At 73.7% G+C, this 11,903-nt stretch carries 13 protein-coding genes and 1 pseudogene; 4 read left to right on the forward strand and 10 right to left on the reverse strand.

Translation table 11 applies throughout. From position 1 onward, the window contains the following. From HCN52_RS16050 to HCN52_RS16085, 8 genes and pseudogenes are all read right to left on the reverse strand, one after another. Positions 1-772: pseudogene (locus HCN52_RS16050) on the reverse strand (hypothetical protein); the annotation flags it as partial. Next, positions 756-1,325, reverse strand: coding sequence for a DUF6114 domain-containing protein (locus tag HCN52_RS16055; protein WP_245175197.1), 570 nt, complete (start codon positions 1,323-1,325; stop codon positions 756-758). The pseudogene HCN52_RS16050 and the gene HCN52_RS16055, both read right to left, overlap by 17 nt. A gap of 174 nt (positions 1,326-1,499) precedes the next feature. Next, positions 1,500-2,111 (reverse strand): DUF6230 family protein, encoded by a 612-nt coding sequence (locus HCN52_RS16060; RefSeq protein WP_168089133.1) that lies wholly within the window; start codon positions 2,109-2,111, stop codon positions 1,500-1,502. Positions 2,112-2,665: 554 nt separating this feature from the next. Beyond that, positions 2,666-3,628: a tetratricopeptide repeat protein gene (locus tag HCN52_RS16065; protein ID WP_168089134.1), complete on the reverse strand. Its 963-nt coding sequence runs from the start codon at positions 3,626-3,628 to the stop codon at positions 2,666-2,668. A gap of 123 nt (positions 3,629-3,751) precedes the next feature. Continuing rightward, positions 3,752-5,452, reverse strand: a complete 1,701-nt coding sequence (gene icmA / locus HCN52_RS16070; RefSeq protein ID WP_168089135.1) for a coenzyme B12-dependent isobutyryl-CoA mutase large subunit — start codon at positions 5,450-5,452, stop codon at positions 3,752-3,754. Between the two features lie 191 nt (positions 5,453-5,643). Then, positions 5,644-6,027, reverse strand: a complete 384-nt coding sequence (locus HCN52_RS16075; RefSeq protein WP_168089136.1) for a DUF3817 domain-containing protein — start codon at positions 6,025-6,027, stop codon at positions 5,644-5,646. Positions 6,028-6,154: 127 nt separating this feature from the next. Beyond that, entirely contained in the window at positions 6,155-6,664 is a 510-nt protein-coding gene (locus HCN52_RS16080) for a MarR family winged helix-turn-helix transcriptional regulator (RefSeq protein ID WP_168089137.1), read from the reverse strand. Positions 6,665-6,816: 152 nt separating this feature from the next. Then, entirely contained in the window at positions 6,817-7,179 is a 363-nt protein-coding gene (locus HCN52_RS16085; protein WP_168089138.1) for a DUF3817 domain-containing protein, read from the reverse strand. Between the two features lie 199 nt (positions 7,180-7,378). Between HCN52_RS16085 and HCN52_RS16090 the strand changes: the two genes are divergently transcribed. The 3 genes from HCN52_RS16090 to HCN52_RS16100 all read left to right on the forward strand — a co-directional run bounded on the left by HCN52_RS16090 (position 7,379) and on the right by HCN52_RS16100 (position 8,824). Next, entirely contained in the window at positions 7,379-7,855 is a 477-nt protein-coding gene (locus HCN52_RS16090; protein WP_168089139.1) for a MarR family winged helix-turn-helix transcriptional regulator, read from the forward strand. Positions 7,856-7,982: 127 nt separating this feature from the next. Further along, entirely contained in the window at positions 7,983-8,387 is a 405-nt protein-coding gene (locus HCN52_RS16095) for an ArsR/SmtB family transcription factor (RefSeq protein WP_168089140.1), read from the forward strand. Next, positions 8,384-8,824, forward strand: coding sequence for an SRPBCC domain-containing protein (locus tag HCN52_RS16100; RefSeq protein ID WP_168089141.1), 441 nt, complete (start codon positions 8,384-8,386; stop codon positions 8,822-8,824). The genes HCN52_RS16095 and HCN52_RS16100 overlap by 4 nt, the downstream gene beginning before the upstream one ends. A 58-nt stretch (positions 8,825-8,882) precedes the next feature. Here HCN52_RS16100 and HCN52_RS16105 read toward each other — a convergent pair whose 3' ends face one another. Continuing rightward, positions 8,883-10,313, reverse strand: a complete 1,431-nt coding sequence (locus tag HCN52_RS16105) for a HAMP domain-containing sensor histidine kinase (protein WP_312876727.1) — start codon at positions 10,311-10,313, stop codon at positions 8,883-8,885. Beyond that, on the reverse strand, positions 10,310-10,969 hold the full coding sequence (locus HCN52_RS16110) for a response regulator (RefSeq protein WP_168089142.1): 660 nt from the start codon (positions 10,967-10,969) through the stop codon (positions 10,310-10,312). Before HCN52_RS16110 ends, HCN52_RS16105 begins: the two co-directional genes overlap by 4 nt. 114 nt (positions 10,970-11,083) lie before the next feature. Here HCN52_RS16110 and HCN52_RS16115 point away from each other — a divergent pair, with 114 nt between their 5' ends. After that, on the forward strand, positions 11,084-11,782 hold the full coding sequence (locus HCN52_RS16115; RefSeq protein WP_168089143.1) for a PepSY domain-containing protein: 699 nt from the start codon (positions 11,084-11,086) through the stop codon (positions 11,780-11,782). Positions 11,783-11,903 lie beyond the last annotated feature (121 nt).

Genomic DNA, 11,903 nt, shown 5'->3' on the forward strand with positions numbered 1-11,903 from the left:
CGGCCCCGTCGTCCGCCGGGTCCCCGGCCGCCCCGCCGCTGCCGGGCTCCGCCGCGGGTCGATCGCCGCGGGGCGTGCGGTCGGCCCCGGGAAGCAGGATGCTGCCGAGGCCGTCGGTGAGGTCCCGCAGCCCCGCGCCCAGCCCCAGCGGGTCCGACGGGGGGCGGGGCCGGTCGGTGTCGTGCGGCGCCGCAGGGCGGTCGCCGCTCACGACCGGCGGTTCCTGGGGCTCGTCCGCCGACCGGTCGTCCGGGGCGGCGGTGTCGTCCGGGGCGGGTGGCGCCGGGGCCCCCCGGTCGTCCGGACGCGTCTCCTCCGGTTCCCGGTCGGCTTCGCGGTCCGGTGCGCGGTCGGTCGGGCCGGGCCCGGGACCGCCCACCGCGTCGGCGTCCTGCTCCGTGCCGGATGCCCCGCCGTCCGCGGGGGAGGCGCCCGGTGGGTCGCCGTCGTCCGGTTCGGGCGGGGCGGGGTCCTCGGGAGGCTCACGCCCCTCGCCCGCCTCGTCCACGCCGCTGCGCCGCCCACCGTCGTCGGCCCCGTCGGCCTCGTCCGCGTCGGTGGCCGCGGGATCGCTCCGTTCCGCGCAGGGGCCGGCGCGGAACGGGTACGGGGGCTGGAGCACGTCGGCCGCCGCAGGGCCCGGGACGACCCCCATGCCGAGGATCAGCGCGGACGGGACGGCCGCCACCAGCACCGACCGCAGCCGCTCTCGGCGTCCCCCGCGGCGCGGCCGGCGCGCGCCGGTCGGCCGGGCGTCACCGGGCACGCTCACCCTCCGGGTGCTCACCGGTCGCCGTTCCGGTGCCGGTGCCGGTGCCGGTGCCGGTCTCCGCGCGGCGGGCCGGCGCGTGGGGCGCGGGCACCCCGACGTCGTCGGGCCGCTCCTCGTCACGGGTGGCGACCTCCGGCTCCTCGGCCGGCCGCGCCGGCGCCCAGGAGACCGACATCCCGCCGCCGAGGACACTCAGCACGAAACCCACCAGCAGGCCGCCGAAATTGGAGACCACCAGCGACACCAGGGCGAGCACCAGCGTGGCGACGCCCGCGAAGACCCGGGTCAGCGGCTGGTACCACATGGTGAGGCCGAGTGTGATCATGAGCACCCCGATGACCAGCGACCCGGCACCCGCCGTGGTCGCCATTCTGATCGTCAGGTCGCCGAACTGCATGTTCGCGTAGGGGAAGTACATGATGGGGACGCCGCCGAGCATCGTGTACAGCCCGGCCCAGAACGGCCGTCCGCCGCGCCACAGGTGGAACCGGCGGCGGACCCGGCCGAAGGTGGAACCGGCCGGAACCGGACGACCTGCGGTGGTGCTGCTCATGGCGGTCTCCCTGCGGGGCGCGGGCGGGGTGGTCCGGGGGCGGCCCCCGGTCGGCTTCACGAAGGCACGGTACGCCGGTTCCCCGCCGGCCGGGTGACCGGGGCGGGACGGTGCGTTCACGCCCTGCCCCGGTGGTCACGGCCGGTACGCCGCCGGTACACCGCCGTCAGCGGGTCAGAAGCACTCGTTGGTGCCCCGGTGGACGCTCATCCGGAGCCCGTTGAGCTTGAACGTCCCGGCCGAGGTGGCCAGCGCGGTCTGCTCCACGTCCGTGAGGGTAGCGCGGTCCGCCTGCTGCGCGAAGGAGCCGGGCACGGTCGGGCCGACCGGCTGCGGGCCCTTGGATGTGGCGTCGACCGAGACACCGATGTCCAGGTTGGTGAACTCCGCGTCGGCCTGCACCTGGTTGAGGTCGATGAAGAGGTTGCGTGCCTCCACCGGGCGGCGCGGGTCCCCGCCGGCGTTCAGCTTGATGCTGACGTTGCCGATCGGCGTCGGGATGACCACCGACTGGCACAGGTCCTTGATGGTCGCGGAGTTGAAGGCGGAGACCGCCACCGGCCGCGGGCCGCGCGGAGTCTCCACGACCCCGCCGTACTGCACGAAGCCGTCCGTGTTGACGAGTTCGGGCGTCGAGACCTTGAACTCCTGCCCCGATACCGAGAAGGAGGCGGCGAGCGCCCCCTGGGACACCGCGATGCCTATCGCCGCGGTCGCGGCGACCGTCGGCACCATGGTCACGGCGAACCGCCTCCATCTGGTGCCGCCACGGGCCTGGGACTCCATGACTTTCCTCCTTGTGGACCACTCCCCCGGTCGCCGGCCGCTGCCGGGACGCGGCGGTCCGGCGCTCGGGGAAGAAGCGCGATGCCCCCGGGCCACCCCCGGCGACTGCCACGACGGGGAACGCGCCCCCGCACTCCGGGCGGACCGTCCGGCGACGGCGCCCGGGGCCGGCGTGTGGCACCACCGACCCGGCCGATCGTTGTGCACATCATGCCCGCGGCACAAGTGGCTCATTACCGACGGGTAGTCGGAACGGGCCCGGGCGCCGCTGACCTCAGCGCGGGACGAACGGGACGCGCAGGCAGCGAAACCCGGGCGACCCGTTCACCAAAGGGGCACAACACCCTTGACGAACCTACCTGGTTCACCCGGGGTGGTCTTCACTCGCCTTGCCGTTTTTCGGCGGCCCACACCCGCCGGGGGCGGCCGAGGCGGGCCGGAACGGCGGAACGCGCACGCGGCCCCCGGCGTCCCGAACGGGATGCCGAGGGCCGCGGAGGGCGCGGGGTGACGGAGCGCCGGGAGGCACGGTCACCCGGTGGGAGGGGCGGAGGTCAGAACAGGACGCGGGCGAGGGCACCGCGCGCGGCGACGACCCGCGGGTTCTCCGGTCCGACGAGTTCGAACAGCTCCAGCAGCCGGACACGCGCACGGTCCCGGTCGTCACCGGCGGCGGTGCGCACGGCATCCACCAGGCGGGCGAAGGCGTCCTCGACGTGGCCGCCGACCAGGTCGAGGTCGGCCACGACCAGTTGGGCGTCGACATCCCGGGGCCGGTCGGCCGCGTCCTTGCGGGCCGCGGTGAGGTCCACCCCCTGGACCCGGTCCAGCAGCTTGGCCTGGCCCAGCCCCAGCCGGGCCTCCGCGTTGGCCGGCTGATCGGCCAGCACCCCTTCGTAGGCGCGGATGGCACCGGCGAGGTCCCCGGCGTCCAGCGCGTCGTGCGCGGCGCTCAGCGCGGGGTCCTGGGGCGGCTCCGGGGCCTCCTGGGCGGCCTGCTGCGCCTGCTCCGGGTCGACCGGGGCACCGACGATGCCGAACCGCTCCTCGGCCGCCTGGATCAGCTGGTCGAGCACCTGCCGGATCTGCTGCTCGGGCGCGGCGCCCTGGAACAGCGGCAGCGCCTGGCCGGCGACCACGGCGAAGACCGCCGGGATGCCCTGGACGCCGAACTGCTGGAACAGCATCTGGTTGCTGTCCACGTCGACCTTGGCCAGGACGAACCGACCGGCGTAGTCGGCCGCGAGCTTCTCCAGCAGCGGGCCGAGCTGCTTGCACGGCTGGCACCACTCGGCCCAGAAGTCGATGACGACCGGGACCTCGGCGCTGCGCTGGAGCACCTGCTGCTCGAACCCGGCCTCGTCGACGTCGAAGACCAGCGGCGCACTCGACGCGGCCCCCTCGGGCTGCGCCGCGCGCTGCGCGCGGGCCGCCTCGGCCTTCTCCTTCGCCTCGGCCGCCGCCTTCACCGCGGAGAGATCGACGACGCCGCTCATGGACATGTTGCGTGGCTGCATGGGAACAGTCTCCCCCCTCGCGGCGCGTTCCGGCACACGCCCCCGTGCACTTCGGGTCCCTCGGGGCGACCCCCGTCCCCCCGCCGCCCCGGCACGTCGCGGAACAGCGGGGCGGCGGGCCGGTCAGAAGCCGGCGGGCTCGACGTAGACACCCCATTCGTCGCGCAGCCGGTCGCAGATCTCCCCGAGGGTCGCCTCCGCCCGGACGGCGCGCAGCATGGGGTCGATCATGTTGCGGCCGTCGCGGGCGGCGGCGACCATCTCGTCGAGCGCGGCGGTGACGACCGCGGCGTCGCGGTGGGCCTTGCGGTCGGCGAGGGTCCGGACCTGGTCGCGCTCCACCTCGTGGCTGACCCGGAGGATCTCCAGGTCGCCGGTGACGGAGCCGTGCGCGCAGTTGACGCCCACGATCCGCTTCTCGCCCTTCTCCAGCGAGCGCTGGTACTGGAAGGCGGCCTCGGCGATGTGGCCGGTGAACCAGCCGTCCTCGATACCGCGGAGCAGGCCGGAGGTGATCGGGCCGATGGGGTGCTCGCCGTCGCCGACCGCCCGGCGCCCGCGTTCGGTGATCTGCTCGAAGATCTTCTCGGCGTCGGCCTCGATGCGGTCGGTGAGCTGCTCGACGTACCAGGAGCCGCCGAGCGGGTCGGCGACGTTGGTGACGCCGGTCTCCTCCATCAGCACCTGCTGGGTCCGCAGCGCGATCTCGGCGGCCTGCTCGCTGGGGAGTGCCAGCGTCTCGTCGAGCGCGTTGGTGTGCAGCGAGTTGGTGCCGCCCAGGACGGCGGCCAGCGCCTCCACCGCGGTGCGCACCACGTTGTTGTACGGCTGCTGGGCGGTGAGGGAGACACCGGCGGTCTGGGTGTGGAACCGCAGCCACTGGGCCTTGGGGTCGCTCGCCCCGTAGACGTCGCGCATCCAGCGCGCCCAGATGCGGCGGGCGGCGCGGAACTTCGCGATCTCCTCGAAGAAGTCGACGTGGGCGTCGAAGAAGAAGGAGAGCCCGGAGGCGAAGGTGTTGACCTCCAGTCCCCGCGAGAGGCCCAGCTCGACGTAGCCGAAGCCGTCGGCGAGGGTGTAGGCCAGCTCCTGCGCGGCCGTCGCGCCGGCCTCGCGGATGTGGTAGCCGGAGACCGAGAGCGGCTTGTAGGCCGGAATGCCCGCGGTGGTGTACTCCATCAGGTCGCCGATGAGGCGCAGGTGCGGTTCCGGCGGGAAGAGCCACTCCTTCTGGGCGATGTACTCCTTGAAGATGTCGGTCTGCAGGGTGCCGTTGAGGACGCCGGGGTCGACCCCCTGCCGCTCCGCGGCGACCAGGTACATGCAGAAGACCGGGACCGCCGGGCCGGAGATCGTCATGGAGGTGGTGATGTCCTGCAGCGGGATCTCGTCGAAGAGGATCTCCATGTCCGCAGCGGAGTCGATCGCCACCCCGCAGTGCCCGACCTCACCCAGCGAGCGGGGGTCGTCGGAGTCCCGGCCCATGAGGGTGGGCATGTCGAAGGCGACGGAGAGTCCGCCGCCGCCCGCCTCCAGGATCATCTTGTAGCGCTCGTTGGTCTGCCGGGCGTTCCCGAATCCGGCGAACTGCCGGATGGTCCAGGGGCGGCCCCGGTACCCGGTGGGGTGCAGGCCGCGGGTGAAGGGGAACTCCCCGGGCCAGCCGATCCGCTCGAACCCCTCGTAGCGGTCGCCGGGGCGTGGACCGTACAGCGGGTCCACCGGGTCACCCGAAAGCGTGGTGAAGTCGGCGTCCCGCTTACGGGCGGCGTCGTACCGGGCCTGCCACCGTCGGCGGCCCTCAGCGATGGCGTCAGCGTCCATGACTCCAATTTACTAGGACTTCCAACTACATTGCCAGGACCGCGCAGCACCCGGGTGAGCAGCACCCTCCGCCGACCCGCCTCGCCTCGCCCCGCACCGACGCCCCCGGACACGCGCGGGCCCCGGTCGTGCCACCACCGCGCGGCGGTGGCGGCACGACCGGGGCCCGTCGACGTGGGGACCCGCGGGGGTCAGGGCGTCACGGTCTCCTTGGACTCCGCGGCATGGGCCTCGTCCGCCTGCGCCTCGGCGGCGACCCGCTCCTCGTACGCCTCCACCAGCGGGGTCACCTCCGCGGAGATGCGCCGCTCCACGAAGAAGGCGACGAAGGGGATCGTGCCGGAGAGCAGCACCCACAGGAGCTTGCCGAACGTCCAGCGCGCCTTCTGGCCGAGGTCGAAGGCGAAGATCAGGTAGAGGATGTACAGCAGGCCGTGGGTCTGCGAGACCACGAACGTGACGTCCGCACCGGTGTCGAAGCCGTACTTGAACACCATGCAGGTGCTCAGGACCAGCAGCATCACGGCGGTGACGAGAGCCATCACCCGGTAGCGCGTCAGGACACTCCGCTTCATGCGTCGAGCGTATCGACACCGGCCGGGCCGCTTCCCACCGGGTCCGCCCCGGCCGCGCACCCTGGCGCGGGGGCGAGCGGGCGGTCGGGCGGTCGGGCGCTCACGGTGCGTACCGGCGTCGCCCGTCTCAGCTCTCGTCGAAGTCGCCCGCGGCCACCCGCAGCGGGCGGAGCATCGCGAAGATCTCGCGGCACTCCTCGTCGTCGTAGGCCGCCAGGCCGAAGTCGGAGTCCATGAGGGCGGCCGTCGCCCGGTCGCACACCTCGCGCCCCTTGGGGGTGATGGAGGCCAGCGTGCCGCGGCCGTCGTTGGGGTTGGGGCGCTTGGTCGCCAGCCCGGCCCGCACCAGACGGTCCACCGTGTTGGTGACCGAGGTCGGGTGGACCATGAGGCGCTCACCGATCTTGGACATCGGGAGCTCCCCCGCCTTGCTGAAGGTCAGCAGGACCAGGGCCTCGTAGCGGGCGAACGTGAGGCCGAAGGGGCGGACCGTGGCGTCCACCTCGGCCAGCAGGATCTGGTGCGCTCGCATGATCGAGGTGATCGCCGCCATCGGCGGCGCGGCTCCCCAGCGGCGCTGCCACAGCTCGTCGGCGCGCGCGATCGGGTCGAAGGAGAGGCTCAGCGGTTTCGGCACGGCGCCGACCCTACCGGCTGGTCACATCCCGACAAGGCCCGTCTCGGCAGGCGACCGCCCGGCGCGGGAGCGCCTGGTGAAAGCGGCGCACGGGGCACGATCGAGGGGCGCACAGCCCTACGGCCACACGCCCCTCGGGGAACGGCAACGCGTCAGGCGCTCACGGGATCGCCGTCGGTGGACCGGCGCTCCTCCTCCGCGCCGGGGGCCGCGGTGAGGGCCGCCTCCTCGCGGCGCAGCCGGCGCTCGGCGAAGAACCCGCCGGTGGGGACCACGGCCATCGCGAAGTACCAGGCGGCGGTGGTGAAGGACCAGCGGGCGCGGTTCCACGCGTCGAGCCAGAGCACCGCGTAGACGACGAAGAGGAAGCCGTGCACCGCACCCAGGACCGGGACGGCGTCGAAGTCGGTGGTGCGGCGCAGCACGGAGGCCACGAGCAGCAGCAGGAAGGAGATCGCCTCGGGGGCGGACACCAGCCTCAGGCGGCGCAGAGCGGCGGCGGTCTTCTGGTCCATCAGGTTCGACACTCCCATGTGAATGCATGCACAAGCTCCGCCAGTGTGGCACGCGCCGCCCCCGCCGCGGCCGCCGGGTCACCCGTCGGCGGCCCCCGCCGACGGGGCCCCGGCCCCGTGGTGCGCCCGCTGTCGCGGCGCGGCCGGTCCCGGGCAGCGATCCGCCGTGTTGGGGGCGGCACGGCCTAGAGTTGAGGACATGGAGACCGAAACGGACGCGCGCTGGCTGACCGACGACGAGCAGCGCGTCTGGCGTACCCATCTCGACGTCAGCAAGCTGCTGATGCACCAGCTGGAGCGGGACATCCAGCCGTACGGGCTGACCATGAACGACTACGAGATCCTGGTCAACCTCTCGGAGGCTCCCGAGCACCGGATGCGGATGAGCGACCTGGCCACCGCGACGCTGCAGTCCAAGAGCCGCCTCTCCCACCAGATCACCCGGATGGAGCGCGCCGGCCACGTCCGGCGCGAGAACTGCGACTCCGACCGCCGCGGCCTGTTCGCCGTGCTGACCGAGGCGGGCTGGCAGACCATGCGGCAGGTGGCCCCGCACCACGTCGAGTCGGTTCGCGAGCACTTCATCGACCGGCTCTCGCCCGAGGAACTGCGCGCGCTGCACGACTCGCTCCGGCCGATCGCCGAGAAGCTCCGCGTCCGGCGCGGCCGGGCCTGACCCACCGAACGGGACGCGGCACCGGTGGTCGGCCACCGGCCACCGACCACCGACCACCGACCACCGACCACCGGGAAACTCAAGCAATCACTTGACCATCCGGTCGTGGCGCCTGATACTTAAGTACATGCTTAACGAAGAGGAGCGGCTCGACCTCGTCTTCCGCGCCCTGGCGGACCGCACCCGCCGTGGTCTGGTCGAGCGGCTGATCAGGGGACCCGCCTCGGTCAGCGACCTCGCCGCGCCGCTGCCGATGTCGCTGGCAGCGGTGGTGCAGCACCTCCAGGTGCTGGAGACCGCCGGCATCGTCCGCTCCGAGAAGGTCGGGCGCGTCCGCACCTGCGCCATCGCCCCCGACGCGCTCCGTGCCGGCGAGGGCTGGCTCAGCGCCCGGCGCACCGGTTGGGAGAACCGGCTGGACGCGCTCGGCGCGCTGGTCGACTCCCCCGGCCGGCGCTCCCCGGGCCAGGACACCCGCGCCCGGGACACCCCAGCAAGAGAACCGGACACTGTCGAAGGGACACCGTCATGAGCGTCGTCCACACCACCTTCACCCTGGAACGCACCTTCGCCGCCACCCCCGCGCGCGTCTTCGCGGCGTGGTCCGACCCCGCCGCCAAGGCTCGCTGGTTCGGTGCCGGCGAGGGCCACGAGCTGGACTTCCGCACCGGTGGACGGGAGCGGACCACCGGCAGGGGGCCCGCGGGCGAGGTGCTCGCCTTCACCTCCGACTACCGGGACGTCGTCGAGGACGAGCGGATCGTGTACGCCTCGACGCTGACCACCGACGACACCCTGGCCACCGTCTCCACCACCGCGGTCGAGTTCACCCCGGACGGCGGCGGCACCCGCCTCACCCTGACGGAGCAGGCGGCGTTCCTCGACGGTCACGAGGAGCCGGAGTGGCGGCGCGCGGGCACCGCCCGCTGGCTCGACGCCCTCGGCTCGGAGCTCGACGACCGGCCCTGACCCGGCGAGCCGCGGCCGGCAGGCGCAGGGCGCGACGGGCGGCGAGCACGGCGGTGTGTCAGCTCGCGATGTCGGGCCCGTCCGCATCCTCGGGCGGCAGCAGCCCGGGGATGCGCAGGACGAAGAGGGCGCCGCCCTCCCGCGCCGCGCCGACGGTCAGTGTCCCGCCGTGGCGCTCCGCGACGTCCCGGGCGATGGCGAGACCGAGCCCGGCGCCGCCGGCGTCGCGGCTGCGCGCCTCGTCCAGCCGCACGAACCGCTGGAAGATCCTCTCGCGCTCCCCGACGGGCACCCCCGCCCCGTCGTCCGCCACCTCGACGACACCGTGGCCGCCCTCCGCGGTGACCGAGACCCGGACCCGGGAGGCGGCGTGGCGCTCGGCGTTGTCGAGCAGGTTGACCAGCACCCGTTCGACCATCCCCGCGGAACCGGGGACCGCCGCGGGCTCCAGCCGGTCGGCCGTCACCGTCACCGGCACGTCCGCCGTGTTGCGGGCGGCGCCCCGGGCGTCCACCTGTTCCGCGACCAGCTCGGCCAGCTCGACGCGGCCGCTGCCCACGGGGCGCTCCCCCGCGTCCAGCCGCGCCAGCAGCAGCAGGTCGGCGGCGAGGGTCTGGAGCCGTACGGTGTCCTTGACCGCGCCGGGCAGGTCGAGCAGTTCCGGGTGGGCCGCGCCCACCTCCAACTGCGTCCGCAGCGAGGCGATCGGGCTGCGCAGCTCGTGGGAGGCGTCGGCGACGAACCTGCGCTGCCGGTCGACGGACGCCTCCAGCACGGCCAGCGTCTCGTTGGTGGTGTCCGCCAGCCGCCCGATCTCGTCCCGTGAGGTCGGCTCGGGGACCCGGCGGGAGAGGTCCTCGCTGTGGGTGATGGTGGCCAGCTCCCGGCGGATGCCCTCCACCGGGCGCAGGGCCCACCAGGTGACCAGCCAGGTGACACCGGCGACCACCAGCAGCAGCGGCGGGAACCCGGTGAGCAGCGAGGAGCGGACCGAGGCCAGCGCGGTCTGCCCGACCTGCACGGAGGAGCCGGCGTAGACGGTGACCTCCAGGTCGTCCGGGGTCTCCGCGTCGATCGCCGCGAAGCGGTAGTCGCCGGCCTCGCCGTTGACCAGGGCGACGCCGTCGAACAGCCGCACCTCGTCCCCGACCGCTCCGCTCCCGTCGTCGTCATCGTCGTCGAACTCGGGCCACGGCACCGGGTCCACCGACTCGGTGCCGGTGCCGCGCACCGCCTCCAGGCCGGGGCCGACGGCGCGCACGATGCCGTCCTCGTCGACGACCTGGACCGGCCGGTCGCTGTCCAGCTCCAGCTCGTCGAAGTCGCTGCCGGTCGCGAGCTGCACCGCGACGCCCCGGGCGGTGTTCTCCGCCTGGAGGTCCACCTGGTCGGTGAGGTTCTGCCGCAGCGCCTGCAGCATCAGCAGCGCGGCCGCCAGCAGGGCGACGGCCACCACCGCCGTCGCCCCCAGCGCGGTACGGGTCTTCACGGCGCGAGCCGGTAGCCGGCGCCGCGGACGGTGTGGATCAGGCCGGGGCCCAGCTTCCGCCGCAACGCGCTCACGTAGACCTCGACGATGTTGGGATCGCCGTCGTAGGCGAAGTCCCAGCCGTGTTCGAGGATCTCGGACTTGGAGACCACCTCGCCGACGCGGGTGGCCAACTGCTCCAGCACGGTGAACTCCTTCGCGGTCAGCGCGACCTCGCGGCCCGCACGGGCCACCCGCCGCGTGCCGCGGTCGAGCTCCAGGTCCCCGATGTGCAGTCGGGGCGCGGCCCCCGCGGAGCCACGCCGCCGCAGCAGCGCCCGCACCCGGGCGAGGAGGACGACGTAGGAGAACGGCTTGGTGAGGTAGTCGTCGGCGCCCGTGTCGAGCCCCTCGGCCTCGTCGTACTCGCCGTCCTTGGCGGTGAGCATCAGCACCGGGGTCTCGTCGCCCGCCGCGCGCAGTGCGGCGCAGACCCGGTAGCCGTTGAGTCCGGGGAGCATGATGTCCAGGATGACCAGGTCGTAGTCGAACTCGGTCGCCCGGTGCAGCCCGTCGGTGCCGTTGTGCACCACGTCGACGGCGAACCCCTCGGCACCCAGCCCCGCCGCCAGCGAGGCGGCGAGCCGCTGTTCGTCCTCCACTATCAGCACGCGCATGGGGGCAAGCTTCGCACCTGGTACCTGAAGCCGGCTTCAGGTGGCTTCAGGCTCTCTTCAGGAAGGCTGGGCCACTGTGGTGTCCGTACCGCACCGACAGGGGAGGAACCCGTCATGAAGCGCAGCACCGTCGTCGCCGCCGTCGCCGCCGCAGCCGTCATCGGAGGTGGCACCGTGGCCGGGGCCGCCATGTCCGGCGGCTCCGAGCCCAGCGCCGCCGCCCAGGAACTCCGCGCGGAGGCGAGCTCGCAGGACAGCCCGCCGCCCGGCGGCGCCACCTCCGCCGAGGACCGCGACGACGGGGACGACCGGGACGACCGGGACGACACCGGCCGGGACGCCGGGAAGGACGCCGGCGAGAACACCGGTGAGGGAGCGGACCGCGCCGCCGCCGGGGTGGCCGACCAGGTGATCCGCACCGCGCTGGAGGCGGTCCCCGGACACGTGGTCGAGCTGGACCTGGACCGTGAGGACAAGCACTGGGACGTGGAGGTCGCCGGCGAGGACAACCGGGAGCACGAGCTGGAGATCAGCCTGGACGGCGGCAAGGTGCTGCACCACGAGCGGGACAGCGACGACGCCCGCGAGAAGGTGCGGCTGCTCTCCGGCGGTTCCGTCTCGGCCGCCGACGCCGTCCGGATCGCCGAGGAGCGCGTGGCCGGACAGGTCGAGGACCTCGACCTGGACGCGGACGACCGGGTGTGGGACGTCGAGCTGCGGACCGGGGACGGCAGCGTGTGGGAGCTGGAGGTCGACCTGGGCTCCGGTGACGTCCGCAACGTCGAGCGTGACGACGACCGCGACGACGACTGAGCCGGCCGCCGCCCGGCAGCGGCGGCGACGGCGGCGACGACGGTGCTGCGCTTCATGACGGGTTCCTCCCCTGTCGGTGCGGTACGGACACCACAGTGGCCCAGCCTTCCTGAAGAGAGCC

The organism is Streptomyces bohaiensis (assembly GCF_012033785.1).
Classification (GTDB): Bacteria; Actinomycetota; Actinomycetes; order Streptomycetales; family Streptomycetaceae; genus Streptomyces; species Streptomyces bohaiensis.